Below are 14,194 nucleotides of genomic sequence, written 5' to 3' on the forward strand. Positions count from 1 at the left end.
CCTTATACTGGCGCATGGCACACCGCCTCGATGTTGTTGCCGTCGGGATCGAAGACGAAAGCGGCATAATAGTCGGGGTGATAATGCGGCCGTGGCCCCGGCCCGCCATTGTCTTTGCCACCGGCAGCAATCGCTGCGGCATAAAACGCGTCGACCTCGCCGCGGCTTCGCGCGGTGAACGCATAATGACGCCCCGGCCCCGCCTCGGCTTCATGTAGCCAGAACACCGGGCGCTCACGGCCATAGCCGCCGACCTTGACGCCGCCGGTATATTCGCCCGGCACCATCATCAAAAGGGAAGCGCCGAGTGGCGCGAACGCCTTGTCGTAGAAGGCTTTCGCCTTGTCGAAATCTGCAACCGAAATCCCAGTATGGTCGATCATTGCACGAACTCCTCCTTCATGCGGATGCTGCCGGCCGTTCCGCCTTGGCCGGCCACGATGACGATATGCTGGCAGACATTGTCGATAGCGCGAAGAATGTCGTCGTTCCAGAAACGGACAATGGTCCAGCCGCTATCCTGAAGATACCCCGTCCTTACGGCGTCGTGTTCGGCGCGTTCAGCCTCGGCGTGTTGACTTCCATCGACCTCGACGATCAGACGATGGGTCGAACAGGCGAAGTCGACAATGTAAGGTCCGATCGGCACCTGCCGTCGGAAACCTAGCCCCATCAGCCTATGAGCGCGCAGCTCGTTCCAAAGCTTCAGCTCTGCCTCGGTCATGACGTAACGCATGGCCTTGGCATTCTTGCGCTGACGCCGTGGGACGAGGTCGTGGCCCATGGTCAGCCTCCCTGCGAATAGGATGGAAAGGGTGGCGTTCCCTCACACCCCCCTCTGTCCTGCCGGACATCTCCCCCGCAAGGGGGGAGATAAGCAGCTTCTGCTATGGCGCAACGTCGACGACTGGCGAAAGCGTTGATGACAGGTGATCTCCCCCCTTGCGGGGGAGATGTCCGGCAGGACAGAGAGGGGTGCTGTCCCGCAAACCTACCGCCCTGCCCTTTCATCATCACCGCTTCACCTCCCAGGTCGTCACGCGTTCGCCACTCACAGGGTCCTTGCCGTCCTTGAGTTGCACGCCCTGCGCCAGAAGCTGGTCGCGAATGCGGTCGGCTTCGGCCCAGTTTTTCGCCGCGATGAAGGCCAGACGCTGTGCAATCACTTTCGCAACTTCCGCCTCATCAACCTCGGCCGCATCCAGCCCAAAACCGAGAAACAGCAGTGCCGCTTTCAATCTCGCAGCCGCTTCGACATTCCCAGCCGCCTCGCTCGCCAGCTGCGACAAACCATGGAAGGCTGTGGCGGTTGCCAGATCATCGCTCAGTGCTGCGACCAGCGCCTCGGGCACCTCGCCTTCCGCCGCACCAGCGCTATCGGCCGCGCGCTTCCATTTGCGCAGCGTATTCTCCGCCTCTTCCAGCTTCCTCACGCTGAAATCGATCGGCTCGCGGTAATGCGTCATCAGCATGGCCAGCCGCAGCACCTCGCCCGGCCATTTGCGGCCGCCGAAACGCTCGGTCTCCAGCAGTTCCTGGATGGTGAAGAAGTTGCCCAGGCTCTTGGACATCTTCTGGCCCTCGACCTGGAGGAAGCCGTTGTGCATCCAGTAATTGGCCATGACTTCGGTGCCGTGGGCGCAGCGCGACTGGGCGATCTCGTTTTCATGATGCGGGAAGATCAGGTCGAGCCCGCCGCCATGAATGTCGAAAACTTCGCCGAGATAAGCCGACGCCATGGCCGAGCACTCGATGTGCCAGCCTGGCCGCCCGCGACCCCAGGGGCTGTCCCAGCCCGGCTCTTCCGCTGAGGATGCTTTCCACAAGACGAAGTCGCCGGGGTTCTTCTTGTGCGCCTCGACCTCGACACGCGCGCCGGCCTGCTGTTCGTCGAGATTGCGCTTCGACAATTGGCCGTAGTCCGCCATCGAGCCGGTATCGAACAGCACTTCGCCTTCAGCTTCATAGGCATGGCCGCGTTCGATGAGGCTGAGAATCAAGGTGATCATGTCGGCGCGGCCGTCGGCACGCGGCTGCACGAACTCCGTTGCGCGCGGCTCGACGGTCGGTTCGAGGCAGCCGAGCGCCTTGACGTCGGCCTGGTACTGGTTCGCCGTCTTTTCGGTAACGCGCCTGATCGCCTCGTTGAGCGGCAGATCGGGAAAGTCACGCAGGGCGCGCGCGTTGATCTTGTCGTCGAGGTCGGTGAGGTTGCGCACATAGGTAACGTGATCGGCGCCATAGACATGGCGCAGCAGGCGGAACAGCACGTCGAAGACGATCGCCGGCCGCGCGTTGCCGATATGGGCGAAGTCGTAGACGGTCGGCCCGCAGACATACATCCGCACGTTTAGCGGATCGATCGGCACGAAGTCTTCCTTCGTGCGCGTCAGCGTGTTGGTAAGCCGCAAGCCTTTGATTGTCTCAGGCTTCATCATTGAATCAGACATAAAACTCCCCTGGCCTGCTGGCCCGGGCGTTTGACCTGTCTCGTGTGAAGATGAGGCGAAAACGTCCTGACCAGCGCGAACGCTAGCCAATAATGCAAGTGCCGGAAATGGCGAAAGACGTTTTCATCACGGGCTTTATCGCCTCACCAACCTGTTGCCGTCAAGACGCAGCGACACGAAACTTTACCGCCCCAACCGGAACGGAAGCGGTACCGAAACAATTTATTAAGCATCCCGGCACCGTAATGAAACATCGCCCGGATAAAAGGCCCCGCATGCCACGAATTCGACCGAATCCGTAAGCAAATGCAGCCGCTCTCGACAGAGCTGACTTTAGGGAAGAGACCAATGAAACGAAAACAAGCCGAAGCAGACCGAGCGCGTAGCCAGTACGCCGAACTCGCCAAGCACTACCGGGCCATCGGCCCCGCAGCAATTCTTGCCGCGCTGATCTGCGCGCCCAAGAAAGACAAGACGACAACGTCCAAGCAGACCAAGGCAGCCTAGGCCCGGCTCACCAGGCTGAGACCGATCGCGGTCATCACCACGCCGATCAGAAGATCGAGCACGCGCCACGCGGCAGGCCGGGCAAACACCGGCTCAAGAAGCCGGGCGCCATAGCCGAGCCCGAAGAACCAGACGAACGATGCGGTAGCAGCGCCAAGCCCGTAGGCAAGGCGCGCCTGACCTTCATAGGCGGCCGACAGGCCGCCCAACAGCACCACCGTGTCGAGATAGACATGGGGGTTGAGGAAGGTGAAGGCGAGGCAGGCGGCAATCGCCGGCCACAGCCGCGTCTCGCCCGATTTGGCCGCCTGCAGCACTTCGGGCTTGAGGGCGCGGCGGAAGGCGATCACGGCATAGGTGAACAGGAACAGCGCGCCGCCGACAGTCACCGCCATGATCAGGTTCGGCGATTGCGAAATCAGCGTGCCAAGCCCGGCGACACCGGCAGCGATCAGCAAGGCGTCCGACAGTGCGCAAATCAGGCTCAGGATGAAAACGTGCTGGCGCAACAGCCCCTGGCGCAGGATGAACGCGTTCTGCGCGCCGATCGCGATGATCAGCGACGCACCAAGCAGGAAACCGGAGATGGCGGCGGAAACGATGGGCGTGGACACGCGGCCCTTCTAGCGTGACCTCAAAACAGTTTCATCTGGTCGTCGTCGCTGGACTTACGCTTTTCCACTTTTGGCTTGGCTGGCGCTGCTTCAGGCAGCGGCTCGACCCGTTCCTGGATTTCGGGCCCGACATTGGCGACCTTGTTGACCAGTTCCGACACCGGGATCTGCTCGAAGAAATCGGGCTGCGCCGGGCGCATCAGTTCGGCCACGTCGCGCGGCTCCTGGGTGCGGCAGTCGAGCCAGCGGGCGAAATCCTCAGGCTGGATGACCACCGGCATGCGGTCGTGGATGTGCAGGATGTCGGCACTCGCGTTGGTGGTCAGGATGGCTGCGGTATCCATCTCCGAGCCGCCCGGCTCGCTCCAGGTCTCCATGAGCCCCGCCAGCGCCACCAAGCCGCCTTTGAGCGGCCTCAGCCAATAGGGCTGACGTCGGTTGCCCGGCAGCTTTTTCCACTCGTAGAAACCCGACACCGGAATCAGCGCGCGCCTGTGGCGCATCGCCGTCTTGAACGAGGCCTTTTCGATCGCCGATTCGGAACGCGCGTTGAACAAAAGCGGCATGTCGTTGGGGTTTTTCGCCCAGCCGGGAATCAACCCCCAGCGCGCCAGCAGCGCCATGCGGTCGGGCAAATTCGAGCCGGGAGGACGCTGCGGCCCAGCCATCGCCACCAGAATCGGCTGCGTCGGCGCCACATTGTAGCGCGGCGGAAAACTTTCGAGATCGCCGACACCCAAAAAGGCGGCCGTTTCGTCCGGTGACGCCAGAACCGCTATTCGTCCGCACATGATTTTTGGCCTTCGCTCATACTCGTCTTGAAAGTGGCGATGGATCGCTGCGACCGCAACCGCTAAAGCATTCTCGGCCCGTCGCTCCCCAATGGAGCAAAGGCCAAGGGTGGTGAGATGATCGACGCAACAATAGTCCCCGCTGTTTCGGTCGCCGTGTTGCGCGACCGCGCGATCATGCTCGTTCGCCGTGGCCGCGCGCCTTCCAAGGGCCTCTATGCCTTTCCCGGCGGTCGCGTCGAAGCCGAGGAAACCCTTGAGGACGCTGCCCGCCGCGAACTCATGGAAGAGACCGGCATCGCTGTCGGCACGCTGGTGCCGTTGCGCGAGATCCTCATCGACAGTCGGGCCGAAGGTGCTTCGGTCTACCTGCTCACCGTCTTTGGCGCGCGCCATATCGGCGGCGAACCGGTCAGCGGCGACGACGCCGACGACGCCGCGTTTCATGACCTCGAAGAGATCAAGCGCCTGCCCCTGACCGATTCGACACTGGAGATCGTGCTTGAACTTCTGGACGGCCACGTAATTCTGCCGGGATAGACCAGGCTGCAGCCTTGCCGGCGACAAATTGTTTCGCCACAAAAGCTTATGAGCCGCGTTTCGACCTTGTTGATTGCCATGACGCTTGCCGCGAGCACCGTGTTCGCAGCACCGGCGCGGGCTGTCGACGCTCCCTTCGAGCCAGGCCTGCTGCGGCTTGCCGAAGTTTTGGGGTCGCTGCATTTCCTGCGCAATCTGTGTGGCGAAAAGGGCACCGAATGGCGCGGCGAGATGGAAAAGCTGCTCCAGGCCGAGAATCCCTCGCACGAGCGCCGCGCCCGTTTCATCGCCAGTTTCAACCGCGGCTATCGCTCTTTCGACGGCGCCTACACTGCCTGCACGCCGTCCGCCACCGCAGCGATTACCCGCTACATGAAGGAAGGCGAGGCGCTCAGCCGCGACATCGCCTCGCGCTACGGTAATTAACAGGCTATTTACTTTCCCGGCATTGCCGAGGGTACACAGCCTGCCGATTGTGTTAGCTGTCTTAACGGGACATTAAAGGGATAGCTCAAGTTGATCCGAATCACCGGGTCGCTTGGCAGGGTGAAAGACCGAAATGGAACAAAGCGTAACCGACATCGACGCCCTGGTTCGGGAAGAAAAGCGCCTGACCGCCGTCGAGAGCCACAATGAGGCATGGGCCGAAGGACTGTCTGCCGGCATCGAGCCCGAGATCATCGCCGAAGCAGCGCTTGCGACCGCTTTTGCCGAGATCGTGGCTGCCAATGGCGAGCGCGCTGCCCTTGCAATGCTCGACCGCATGCGCGCCAAGGTCGAGGCTGGCGAGTTCGAGCCACTGCGCCTGCGGCATTGAGCCCAACCCCAGTTCTTTGACTAGCCGACACGGTTTCGGCATCATGCCGGGCAGATTTGAAGTGGTGGAGCGTCCCTAGCGTATCCGAAAGGAAGCGCGGCGTTCTAGAATACCGGAGCCTGGAATTGATGCGGCCACAGACTGACACGGCGTCCCGCGGCGCATTGAAACTTGCTGTTCTCGGCCTTGCCGCGTCGCTTGTCCTGCCGCTTCATGCCTCAACGGCGTTTGCACTGAGCGAGATCAAGCGCGAAGAAATTCCGGCACCTGTCACGCCGCAAAAGCCCACGACGGATCAGGGCACGCCGGAAAAGTCGGTGCCGATGCCCGACCCGATCCAGACGCCGCCTGCCGCCACTCCCCCTGCCACCATCGATGAGGCACCGGAGGACCAGCAGACCGAGCCCCAGGACGAGCCGGCAACGCCTGACGCCACGGGTCCTGCCGCGCCACATCTCGACACCGAAGGCCCTTTGCCCGAGATCGTTTACGACCTCAGCCGCCTGCCCGAGCCGGTCGCGCGCATGCGCAGCCTGCTTGTCGAGGCCGCCAAGACCGGTGACATCGAAAAGCTTCGCCCGCTGATCGGCAAGGGCGATGCCATGCCGCAGCTGTCCTTCACCGAAGTCGAAGGCGACCCGATCGCCTTCATCAAGGGGCTGTCCGGCGACGGCGAAGGCCAGGAAATCCTCGCCATCATGGAAGAGGTTCTGAATGCCGGCTACGTCCATCTCGGCGAAGGCACCGACGACGACCTCTATGTCTGGCCCTATTTCTTCGGCATCCCGCTCGACAAGCTCGATCCGCGCCAGAAGGTCGAACTGTTCAAGATCGTCACGGCCGGCGACTACGAGGACATGAAGCAATACGGCGCTTACGTCTTCTACCGCCTCGGCATCACGCCCGAGGGCCGCTGGGCCTTCTTCGTCGCAGGCGATTGAGGGTCGACGCAGCCTCTTCCTTCGCCCCGTTTACGGGGAGAAGGTGGCCCGAAAGGCCGGATGAGGGGCAGCGCATTCATCTGTGAGGTCGGCTCCGCCCCTCATCTGCCTGCCGGCATCTTCTCCCCGTGAACGGGGAGAAGAGACTACCTCACCACCGCTTCCGAAAATTCCACCGCCCTGCCCTGCGACGGCGTGACAATCTCGCCCTGCCACATCACGCGGGTGCCGCGGATGATCGTGCCGACCGGCCAGCCGGTGACCTTTTTGCCGTCATAAGGCGTCCAGCCGGCCTTCGAGCCGGCCTGCGCGTTGGTGATGGTCTCGGTGCGCTTCATGTCGACGACGGTGAAGTCGGCATCGTAGCCGGCGGCGATGCGGCCCTTGCGTGCCATGCCGAAAATGCGATTCGGGCCGTGGCTGGCGAGATCGACGAAGCGTTCGAGCGTCAGCCTGCCTGAATTCACATGGTCGAGCATGATCGGCACCAGCGTCTGCACGCCGGTCATGCCGGAGGGCGACGCGGGATAAGGTTTTGCCTTTTCTGCCAGCGTATGCGGCGCATGGTCGGAGCCAAGCACGTCAACAACGCCCTGCGAAATCCCGTGCCAGATGCCGTCACGGTGGCGCGCGGCGCGCACCGGCGGGTTCATCTGCAGCAGCGTGCCGAGCCTGGCATAATCGTCCGAACTCATGGTCAAATGATGCGGCGTCGCCTCGCAGGTCGCGACATCCTTGTGATGTTCGAGGAAGGCGATCTCTTCAGCAGTCGAAATGTGCAGCACATGGATGCGCGCGCGGGTCTCATGCGCGATGCGCACCAGACGCTCGGTGCACTGGAGGGCGGCGATCTCGTCGCGCCAGATCGGGTGCGAGGACGGATCGTTGTCGACACGCTCGCCAAGGCGTTCGCGCAGGCGGAACTCGTCTTCGGAATGGAAAGCGGCGCGGCGGCGCGTATTGCGCAGGATCGAGGCCACGCCCTCGTCGTCTTCGACCAGAAGGTCGCCGGTCGACGAGCCCATGAACACCTTGATGCCGGCCGCACCCGGCAGGCGCTCCAGCTCGGCCACATCCTTGGCGTTCTCGCGCGTGCCGCCAACCCAGAAGGCGAAATCGCAATGCATGCGCGCGGTCGCACGGCTGACCTTGTCGGCGAGCGCTGCCTCGCTGGTCGTCAACGGGTTGGTGTTGGGCATTTCGAAGACGGCGGTGACACCGCCGAGCACGGCCGCGCGCGAACCGGTCTCCAGGTCTTCCTTGTGCTCGAGGCCGGGTTCGCGGAAATGGACCTGGCTGTCAATCACGCCAGGCAGGATGTGCAGGCCGCGGCAGTCAATGGTCTCGCCGGCCGACGCGCTGCCCAAATCGCCGATGGCGGCGATCCGGCCATTGGTGACGCCGACGTCGCGGACGCCTGTGCCGTCATGATTGACGACGGTGCCGCCCTTGAGGATGAGATCGAAGGTCATAGCCATGTCGCGCGTGCCCTTGTCTGGGAATTGACTGCGGCTTACGTAATGGCTCTCCGAAATGCAAGATCAGGTCCATGCCGACAGCCATCCTCGCAGACCGCGCCATCATCGATGTTTCCGGCCCCGACGCCGAGCATTTCCTGCAGAACATCCTGACGCTTGATCTGGATGCGCTCGGCAAGGATGAGGCGAAACCCGGCGCGCTGCTTGCGCCGCAAGGCAAGATCATGTTCGATTTCCTGGTCTCGCGAAGCGGCGAAAACGCACTCAGGCTGGAGTGTCGCGCTGACATCGCAGATGATTTCGTCCGCCGCCTGATGCTTTACCGGCTGCGCGCCAAGGCCGATATTTCCAAGCAGGATCAGCCAGTTGTCGCCGTTTCGTGGCAATCTGATTCAGCCGCTTCGCAAACTGATTCAAGCAAGACCGTCCGCGACAGCCGCTTTCCGACGCCAGTCACCCGTTTCTACGGCGATGCGCCCATTGCTGATGCCAGCGAAGCCGACTGGCATGCCTTCCGCATCGCCAACGGCGTCGCTGAAAGCGGGCCCGACTACACACTGAGCGACGCCTTCCCGCACGACGTTCTGCTCGACCAGATGGGCGGGGTCGGTTTCAAGAAAGGCTGCTTCATCGGCCAGGAGGTCGTCTCGCGCATGCAGCATCGCGGCACGGCGCGCCGCCGCGTGCTGCTCGTTTCGGCCGGCTCGGACCTGCCCACCGCCGGTACCGAACTCAAGGCCGACGGCAAGGTTTTGGGCGCGCTCGGTTCGGCTTCGGGCGCAAGCGGCCTAGCCATAGCCCGCATCGATCGGGTCAAGGCAGCACTTGACGCCGGCAGCGAGATCACCGCCGGCGACGTGGCGGTATCGCTCGAAATCCCCGCCTGGGCGAGCTTCACCTATCCCGAAGCCGCAAGCGCGGAAGAAGCGTAGTGGCCGACCGCCCCGGCGCCCCGCCGCGCGCCTGGCAGCGCATGCTGTCTGGCCGACGGCTCGACCTGCTCGACCCCTCGCCGCTCGACATCGAGATTTCCGACATCGCGCACGGGCTTGCTCGTGTCGCGCGCTGGAACGGCCAAACCTCGGGCGACCACGCCTTTTCCGTGGCGCAGCATTCGCTTTTGGTCGAGCAGATTTTTCGCGCCATCGAGCCGGACGCTTCGCCCGACGCGCAGCTCGCGGCCCTGCTCCACGACGCGCCCGAATATGTCATCGGCGACATGATCTCGCCGTTCAAATCGGTGGTCGGGGGCGGCTACAAATCGTGCGAGGAGCGCCTCCAGCATGCCATCCATCTGCGCTTTGGCCTGCCCGCCGAGATCGGCCAGGGCCTGAAGAAAGACATCAAGCGCGCCGACCAGATATCAGCCTATTTCGAAGCGACGATGCTTGCCGGCTTTTCGATTTCGGAAGCGACGGAGTTTTTCGGCCGCCCGCGCGGTATCACGGCCGATGGGCTCGATCTCGCGCCACAGCCGGCAAAACGCGTGCAGGATGCTTTCCTCAAACGTTTCGCTGCGATCGAAAGGCAGCGATCCAAGTAGTTCAAGCCGGCGGGATGAATTCCTGGCTGATCTCCTGGAACACCGGCATGGCTTCGAGCCTTGCCGCATCCCTGGCGAGCCCAGGGAAATCCGTCATATCCAGCAGTCCCTGATGCGCATCGTTGATGAAGCGCAGCACGACGGCAACGGCGATATCGGCATGACCGATCCGGTCACCGAACCAGTAATCGCCGCCCCTTTTGCCCCGCTCGGCTTCCAGCACCTCAAGAACCGACGCGATCTGGGTGCGGCAGCGCTCGACCCAGACCTCCGACACATGCGTGTGCAGCCGCTTTTCGTAAAACAGGCTGACGGCCTTTTCACCGACGCCCATGGCCAGCGAGGCGATCTTGAGCGCCTGATGCCGGGCTGGCTGGGCTGTGGGGAACATCGCCTCTCCGGCGGGTGCCAGGCTGTCGAGATAGTCGAGGATGATGTGGCTTTCGATCAGCACCTCGCCATTGTCCAACACCAGCGTCGGCACGCGCGTCAGCGGGTTGTAGGCGCGGATCTTGTCGGCATCGCCGAAGGCCGACCACGGCTCGTGCTTGAACGGCAGGCCATAGAGCCTGAGCGCGACACCAACGCGGCGGACGAAGGGCGAGTCGAACTGGCCGATGAGGATCATGCGCTGTTTTCCAAGATCTGATCGTTCGAATGGAAGGCCGTGGCGGCCAGCAGTCAAGTCCTGGGATGCCGCCCCGGCTGGCCGCGCAGTTCGAGCACCGTCACCAGCACCAACACGGCGGTCGTCGCCGCCCCCAGCAGCAACGGCGACATGTGACTGGCGAGCGGAACCAAGGCCGCAAGGACAGCGATGCCGATCAGATGCGACAGCGGCGTTCGGCCTGTGACGTAGCGCTTGAACAACAAATTGCCGAACAGATAAAGCGCCGAACCGCCGACCGAGGTCCAGATCACGGCTGCCTCGGAATGGCCGAGCGGATGGGCCAGCACCAGCTCGTCCGACACCGCCACCACGATGATGCCGGCAACCAGCACGACGGGGATGTAGGTGTAGGCGACGCGCGCGATGCGGCCCCTGTCGGCGGCTTCGGCGATCTTGTGATGCGCCACCTCCTGGCCGACGTTGAAATAGATCAGCCACATGGCGACCGAAGCAAAGAAGGTCGTCAGGAATGCCGCGAGGTTGATCCAGTTCCATTCGAGTTCGGCAAAAGTCGCGCCCGAAACCAGGATCGATTCCCCGAGTGCTATGATGATGAACAAGGCGCTGCGCTCGGCCATATGGCCACCGTCGATATCCCAGTCGGCGGTCGTCGAAGCACCATGCCACGGCGTCCAGAACCCGAGGGCCGGCGAAATCAGCTCGATGGCAAGTGCCATGCCCCAGAGCAGGAAACGGCTTTCGGGTGCGGCCAGCCCGCCCGCTATCCAGAAGATGCCGGACAGGCTGAGCCACAGGCCGATGCGGACGAAATTGGCATGATTGTCGGGATTGTGATGCTTGAGCGCCCACAACATGAACAGCGTGCGGCCCAGCTGCATGAAGACATAGGCGACCGCGAATTGCAGGCCGCGCCCCTCGAACGCCTCGGGGATCGACGTCGACAGCATCAGCCCCGCCAGCATCAGCACGAACAGCATGCCGCGCACCGGTGCCTTGGTCGGATCGAGCCAATTGGTCACCCAGGCGGTGTAGTTCCACACCCACCAGACGGCGATGAGCATCAAAAGGCTTTCGAGCGCGCCTTGCGTGCTGAGATCGCGCAACAGGAAATGCGACAGCTGGGTAATGGCGAAGACGAAGACCAGGTCGAAAAACAGCTCGACGAAGTCGACCCGCGCCGCCTCGCCTGCGGTGCGTTTGCGCTGGTAGTTGTGTGTTGCCCCTGTGATCGCCATGCCCGCCCCCCCATTGCTGCTCGCCGCAACTTTGACGGCGATCCCTCGGCGGTCAAGTCAGGCTGGAATCTCTGTGTCAGATACGCTCAGTCAGCTTGGCGGCGCGGGAAGCGACGTGTCGGCCTGGCATTTGCGCAAGGGCAGGATATCGCCGGCAAACACCTTGGTGATGCGTTGCTGCTTGGCGTCGGTTTCGACAGTCATGCAGGCACAGCCATAACCGTAACCTGCGCCAGGAACGTTGGTCTCGACGAACTGCTTGGGATCGAAATCCGGTGCCTTGTCGGCGTCGATCGCATCCGCTCCCGCCGCCGCGCCCTGCGAGGTGATCGTCCAGGTCGCCTGCCTGTCGATGAGCCACAGGTTGCCGGGTGTTGGAGAGACATACCAGCCGCAGCGCCGCTCGGCCGCCGAGGCCGAGCTCAGCGACGTAACGACGAGTGCGCCAATCGCAAGAGAGAGAATTCGCCGCATGCCATCCTCCAACACTCAAGCAGGAGAACAAGCCGCGACGTCATTTGCAAGCGTCGATTGACATGCCCCGCAAACACACGCAGCTCAGAGATGGGGAGCCAGCCCTGCGGCGGTGTCCTTGCTTGATGCCACCGGCACGATCTCGAAACCGACGAGGTCGGCCCATTCGACGACCCAGCGCTGGAGCAGCGTCACGTCATCGGCTTCCACCAGCATGAAGCAGCGGCTCATGTCGGCCGCGATCCAGCTGTGGTGAACAGTGAACCCCTCGGGCGCCAACCGTCCCTTGTCGCGGAAGCGGCGATAGATAGTCTTCGGGTCGCGCCCGCGAAAATCCTCGATGACAAAGAAAAGCATGTTGTCCGTGCCCCAACTCTCCATTGAAGAAGATCAGGGGGCACGGAGCTTGGCAAGGCCATGCCGGTCAGTCGACCAGCGTACCGCAGCTCAGATTGGCGATCGCACCTGTCATGGCACCCGCACGGTCGGAGGCAACGAAAGCGGCGAAGTCGCCGATCTCGGCCAGCGTCGGAAAACGCCGGAGCAACGGCCCCGAAGCGGCGCGGGCGGCGAGCATATCGTCGACCGACATGCCGGCGCGCTTGGCAAAGCCCTCGAAGGCCGCACGGGCGTGCGAAATTTCAAGGGATTCCGGGATGGCGTCGGGTCTCAGGCAGATCACCCTGATGCCACGCGCACCAAGCTCGCCGGCGAGGATGCGCGACATGGCTTCGACCGCCGCACTTGCCACGCCGTTGCCGAGAAAGCCCACACCCGACATTCGCGCGCCCGGCGTCGACAAGGTCAGGATCACGCCCCTGCCCCCCATGTGCCGCGCAACCGCCTTCGCGGTCAGGAAGTTGGTCCTGGTGTAGGCAGCAACAGGGGTTTCGAAATCGGCAAGCGAAAGTTCGGCAAGCGGCGTGCCCTGCACATGAGAGATGCCAACCGCGTTCAACGCAATGTCGATGCCACCTGTTTTTTGGGCCACCGCATCGGCATGACGCTCGACCGCCTGCTCATCGAGTGCGTCCAGTATGGCAATTTCGGCGAACCCGCCTACGGCACGGATGTCGGTTGCGACCGCCTCCATCCTGGCGCGCGTACGCCCGGCCAGGAAGACGCGGGCGCCGTCTCTGGCGAATGCCTTTGCTGCGGCTCCACCAATCGCGCCGCCGCCGCCATAGACGACGGCCGTCTTGTTCTTCAGCAACATGTCACGCTCCACTTTTTGTAGCGGTTGAGGTCTGCGAGCTTTCGATACGCTGTGCGTATTCGCCCACCAGCCTGGTGTGGGTCCGCCAGAATCCCTCGGGTTCGCGCCCCTCAAGCCTGTCGGCCAATATGCCGAGATGCGTATGCCAGCCGGCGGCGACGTTCAGCATCGCGCCATGGTCGGTGAGACGACGGTGGGTGACCGTCAGCAACACCTTGCCGTTGCGCGGTGAAAGTTCGAAACGCACCTCCGAACTTGCACCCACCTCGGCCGAACCGCCCCAGCTATAGGCAAGCAGATGCGGCGGCTCGCAGGCGATGATCTCGCCAGGAACCCGATGCTCGGCGAAAGCGGCCATGTGCGCTGGGGGCGGATCGTCGTTGCGGGTCAGTTCGGAATTGCGGAAGATATTCTCGACCTGTCCGCCTGCTCTGAGGTCCATCGGCCCCGCCGCGAGCCATGTCCGGCGCTTGTCCGACTGTGTCAGGTAATCCCACACGCGCTCGATCGGCCCGGGCAGAAGACGCTCGATGCGCACCGTGCCCGGCTCGGTGACGACGCCGTAGGAAGCTTGCAGAGCCTGTAGGGTCATGGCTTGATTCCTTTGTGTTTGTCCTCGGCGGCAGCGCGGTCCTCCGCCTCCAGGATGGCCTCAAGTGTGTCGAACTGCTGGTTCCAGAACTTCTCGTAATGGCGCATCCACTCGACGCCGGCATGCATCGGCAGCGCATCGAGGCTGCAGACATGGGTGCGACCTTGCACGCTGCGTTTCACCAGCCCCGCCTTCTCCAGCACCTTGATGTGCTTTGACGCCGCGGCCAGCGACATGTCGAAGGGCGCGGCAAGATCGCCGACATTGCGCGGCCCCCTGGCCAGCCCGCTGAGCATCGCCCTGCGGGTCGGGTCGGAAAGCGCGTGAAAGATCGCGTCGAGCAGTTCAGTATTTTGTTCAACCAT

The 14,194-nt window shown here is 63.0% G+C and carries 20 protein-coding genes; 7 read left to right on the forward strand and 13 right to left on the reverse strand.

The annotated features are described in order from the left end of the window. Positions 1 to 2 precede the first annotated feature (2 nt). From AC1DLV_RS06970 to cysS, 3 genes are all read right to left on the reverse strand, one after another. Entirely contained in the window at positions 3 to 383 is a 381-nt protein-coding gene (locus AC1DLV_RS06970) for a VOC family protein (RefSeq protein WP_476798818.1), read from the reverse strand. Continuing rightward, positions 380 to 784, reverse strand: coding sequence for an endonuclease domain-containing protein (locus tag AC1DLV_RS06975; protein WP_476798819.1), 405 nt, complete (start codon positions 782 to 784; stop codon positions 380 to 382). The genes AC1DLV_RS06970 and AC1DLV_RS06975 overlap by 4 nt, the downstream gene beginning before the upstream one ends. Before the next feature lie 229 nt (positions 785 to 1,013). Further along, positions 1,014 to 2,450, reverse strand: coding sequence for a cysteine--tRNA ligase (gene cysS, locus AC1DLV_RS06980; protein WP_476836135.1), 1,437 nt, complete (start codon positions 2,448 to 2,450; stop codon positions 1,014 to 1,016). A 348-nt stretch (positions 2,451 to 2,798) separates the two neighbouring features. On the opposite strand from cysS, the gene AC1DLV_RS06985 reads away from it, so the two are divergent. Further along, complete coding sequence (locus tag AC1DLV_RS06985; RefSeq protein WP_476798821.1) at positions 2,799 to 2,957, forward strand: transcriptional regulator; 159 nt, start codon at positions 2,799 to 2,801, stop codon at positions 2,955 to 2,957. On the opposite strand, the gene AC1DLV_RS06990 is transcribed toward AC1DLV_RS06985, so the two are convergent. Both AC1DLV_RS06990 and AC1DLV_RS06995 read right to left on the reverse strand, forming a co-directional pair. Continuing rightward, positions 2,954 to 3,559 (reverse strand): LysE/ArgO family amino acid transporter, encoded by a 606-nt coding sequence (locus tag AC1DLV_RS06990; protein ID WP_476798908.1) that lies wholly within the window; start codon positions 3,557 to 3,559, stop codon positions 2,954 to 2,956. The genes AC1DLV_RS06985 and AC1DLV_RS06990 overlap by 4 nt on opposite strands. Before the next feature lie 32 nt (positions 3,560 to 3,591). Beyond that, positions 3,592 to 4,362: an SOS response-associated peptidase gene (locus AC1DLV_RS06995; RefSeq protein ID WP_476798822.1), complete on the reverse strand. Its 771-nt coding sequence runs from the start codon at positions 4,360 to 4,362 to the stop codon at positions 3,592 to 3,594. A gap of 117 nt (positions 4,363 to 4,479) precedes the next feature. Between AC1DLV_RS06995 and AC1DLV_RS07000 the strand changes: the two genes are divergently transcribed. The 4 genes from AC1DLV_RS07000 to AC1DLV_RS07015 all read left to right on the forward strand — a co-directional run bounded on the left by AC1DLV_RS07000 (position 4,480) and on the right by AC1DLV_RS07015 (position 6,660). Beyond that, positions 4,480 to 4,902: an NUDIX hydrolase gene (locus AC1DLV_RS07000; RefSeq protein WP_476798823.1), complete on the forward strand. Its 423-nt coding sequence runs from the start codon at positions 4,480 to 4,482 to the stop codon at positions 4,900 to 4,902. 48 nt (positions 4,903 to 4,950) lie between these two features. Beyond that, positions 4,951 to 5,328, forward strand: a complete 378-nt coding sequence (locus AC1DLV_RS07005; protein WP_476798824.1) for a TIGR02301 family protein — start codon at positions 4,951 to 4,953, stop codon at positions 5,326 to 5,328. 133 nt (positions 5,329 to 5,461) lie between these two features. Further along, complete coding sequence (locus tag AC1DLV_RS07010) at positions 5,462 to 5,719, forward strand: hypothetical protein (protein WP_109574637.1); 258 nt, start codon at positions 5,462 to 5,464, stop codon at positions 5,717 to 5,719. Between the two features lie 128 nt (positions 5,720 to 5,847). Next, positions 5,848 to 6,660 carry a hypothetical protein gene (locus AC1DLV_RS07015; RefSeq protein WP_476798825.1) on the forward strand — a complete coding sequence of 271 codons (813 nt, stop codon included), beginning with the start codon at positions 5,848 to 5,850 and terminating at the stop codon, positions 6,658 to 6,660. A gap of 146 nt (positions 6,661 to 6,806) precedes the next feature. Here AC1DLV_RS07015 and AC1DLV_RS07020 read toward each other — a convergent pair whose 3' ends face one another. Continuing rightward, positions 6,807 to 8,138 (reverse strand): dihydroorotase, encoded by a 1,332-nt coding sequence (locus tag AC1DLV_RS07020; RefSeq protein WP_476798826.1) that lies wholly within the window; start codon positions 8,136 to 8,138, stop codon positions 6,807 to 6,809. Between the two features lie 71 nt (positions 8,139 to 8,209). Here AC1DLV_RS07020 and ygfZ point away from each other — a divergent pair, with 71 nt between their 5' ends. Together ygfZ and AC1DLV_RS07030 are read left to right on the forward strand one after the other, a co-directional pair. Next, positions 8,210 to 9,070, forward strand: a complete 861-nt coding sequence (ygfZ, locus tag AC1DLV_RS07025) for a CAF17-like 4Fe-4S cluster assembly/insertion protein YgfZ (protein WP_476798827.1) — start codon at positions 8,210 to 8,212, stop codon at positions 9,068 to 9,070. Then, complete coding sequence (locus AC1DLV_RS07030) at positions 9,070 to 9,681, forward strand: HD domain-containing protein (protein WP_476798828.1); 612 nt, start codon at positions 9,070 to 9,072, stop codon at positions 9,679 to 9,681. Before ygfZ ends, AC1DLV_RS07030 begins: the two co-directional genes overlap by 1 nt. 1 nt (position 9,682) lies before the next feature. Here the strand turns inward: AC1DLV_RS07030 and AC1DLV_RS07035 are convergent, their stop codons facing one another. From AC1DLV_RS07035 to AC1DLV_RS07065, 7 genes are all read right to left on the reverse strand, one after another. Further along, a complete protein-coding gene (locus AC1DLV_RS07035) occupies positions 9,683 to 10,309 on the reverse strand; it encodes a glutathione S-transferase family protein (protein ID WP_476798829.1) in 627 nt (208 codons plus the stop codon). 53 nt (positions 10,310 to 10,362) lie between these two features. After that, on the reverse strand, positions 10,363 to 11,547 hold the full coding sequence (locus tag AC1DLV_RS07040; RefSeq protein WP_476798830.1) for a low temperature requirement protein A: 1,185 nt from the start codon (positions 11,545 to 11,547) through the stop codon (positions 10,363 to 10,365). A gap of 90 nt (positions 11,548 to 11,637) precedes the next feature. After that, a complete protein-coding gene (locus tag AC1DLV_RS07045; RefSeq protein WP_476798831.1) occupies positions 11,638 to 12,021 on the reverse strand; it encodes a DUF4087 domain-containing protein in 384 nt (127 codons plus the stop codon). 84 nt (positions 12,022 to 12,105) lie between these two features. After that, the gene (locus AC1DLV_RS07050; RefSeq protein ID WP_476798832.1) at positions 12,106 to 12,378 is read right to left on the reverse strand and encodes a DUF3303 domain-containing protein; all 273 of its coding nucleotides are present in this window, start codon (positions 12,376 to 12,378) and stop codon (positions 12,106 to 12,108) included. Positions 12,379 to 12,445: 67 nt separating this feature from the next. Beyond that, entirely contained in the window at positions 12,446 to 13,237 is a 792-nt protein-coding gene (locus tag AC1DLV_RS07055; protein WP_476798833.1) for an SDR family NAD(P)-dependent oxidoreductase, read from the reverse strand. A 1-nt stretch (position 13,238) separates the two neighbouring features. After that, entirely contained in the window at positions 13,239 to 13,829 is a 591-nt protein-coding gene (locus AC1DLV_RS07060; RefSeq protein ID WP_476798834.1) for an SRPBCC family protein, read from the reverse strand. Then, on the reverse strand, positions 13,826 to 14,194 hold the full coding sequence (locus AC1DLV_RS07065; RefSeq protein WP_476798835.1) for an ArsR/SmtB family transcription factor: 369 nt from the start codon (positions 14,192 to 14,194) through the stop codon (positions 13,826 to 13,828). Before AC1DLV_RS07065 ends, AC1DLV_RS07060 begins: the two co-directional genes overlap by 4 nt.

The organism is Aminobacter sp. 01T433, assembly GCF_056398585.1.

Excerpts from the sequence above, each read along its gene's own strand:
- AC1DLV_RS06970 (WP_476798818.1), bottom strand. The coding sequence starts at position 383 with ATGATCGACCATACTGGGATTTCGGTTGCAGATTTCGACAAGGCGAAA.
- AC1DLV_RS06975 (WP_476798819.1), bottom strand. The coding sequence starts at position 784 with ATGGGCCACGACCTCGTCCCACGGCGTCAGCGCAAGAATGCCAAGGCC.
- cysS (WP_476836135.1), bottom strand. The coding sequence starts at position 2,450 with ATGTCTGATTCAATGATGAAGCCTGAGACAATCAAAGGCTTGCGGCTT.
- AC1DLV_RS06985 (WP_476798821.1), top strand. The coding sequence starts at position 2,799 with ATGAAACGAAAACAAGCCGAAGCAGACCGAGCGCGTAGCCAGTACGCC.
- AC1DLV_RS06995 (WP_476798822.1), bottom strand. The coding sequence starts at position 4,362 with ATGTGCGGACGAATAGCGGTTCTGGCGTCACCGGACGAAACGGCCGCC.
- AC1DLV_RS07000 (WP_476798823.1), top strand. The coding sequence starts at position 4,480 with ATGATCGACGCAACAATAGTCCCCGCTGTTTCGGTCGCCGTGTTGCGC.
- AC1DLV_RS07005 (WP_476798824.1), top strand. The coding sequence starts at position 4,951 with ATGAGCCGCGTTTCGACCTTGTTGATTGCCATGACGCTTGCCGCGAGC.
- AC1DLV_RS07010 (WP_109574637.1), top strand. The coding sequence starts at position 5,462 with ATGGAACAAAGCGTAACCGACATCGACGCCCTGGTTCGGGAAGAAAAG.
- AC1DLV_RS07015 (WP_476798825.1), top strand. The coding sequence starts at position 5,848 with ATGCGGCCACAGACTGACACGGCGTCCCGCGGCGCATTGAAACTTGCT.
- AC1DLV_RS07020 (WP_476798826.1), bottom strand. The coding sequence starts at position 8,138 with ATGGCTATGACCTTCGATCTCATCCTCAAGGGCGGCACCGTCGTCAAT.
- ygfZ (WP_476798827.1), top strand. The coding sequence starts at position 8,210 with ATGCCGACAGCCATCCTCGCAGACCGCGCCATCATCGATGTTTCCGGC.
- AC1DLV_RS07035 (WP_476798829.1), bottom strand. The coding sequence starts at position 10,309 with ATGATCCTCATCGGCCAGTTCGACTCGCCCTTCGTCCGCCGCGTTGGT.
- AC1DLV_RS07040 (WP_476798830.1), bottom strand. The coding sequence starts at position 11,547 with ATGGCGATCACAGGGGCAACACACAACTACCAGCGCAAACGCACCGCA.
- AC1DLV_RS07045 (WP_476798831.1), bottom strand. The coding sequence starts at position 12,021 with ATGCGGCGAATTCTCTCTCTTGCGATTGGCGCACTCGTCGTTACGTCG.
- AC1DLV_RS07050 (WP_476798832.1), bottom strand. The coding sequence starts at position 12,378 with ATGCTTTTCTTTGTCATCGAGGATTTTCGCGGGCGCGACCCGAAGACT.
- AC1DLV_RS07055 (WP_476798833.1), bottom strand. The coding sequence starts at position 13,237 with ATGTTGCTGAAGAACAAGACGGCCGTCGTCTATGGCGGCGGCGGCGCG.
- AC1DLV_RS07060 (WP_476798834.1), bottom strand. The coding sequence starts at position 13,829 with ATGACCCTACAGGCTCTGCAAGCTTCCTACGGCGTCGTCACCGAGCCG.
- AC1DLV_RS07065 (WP_476798835.1), bottom strand. The coding sequence starts at position 14,194 with ATGGTTGAACAAAATACTGAACTGCTCGACGCGATCTTTCACGCGCTT.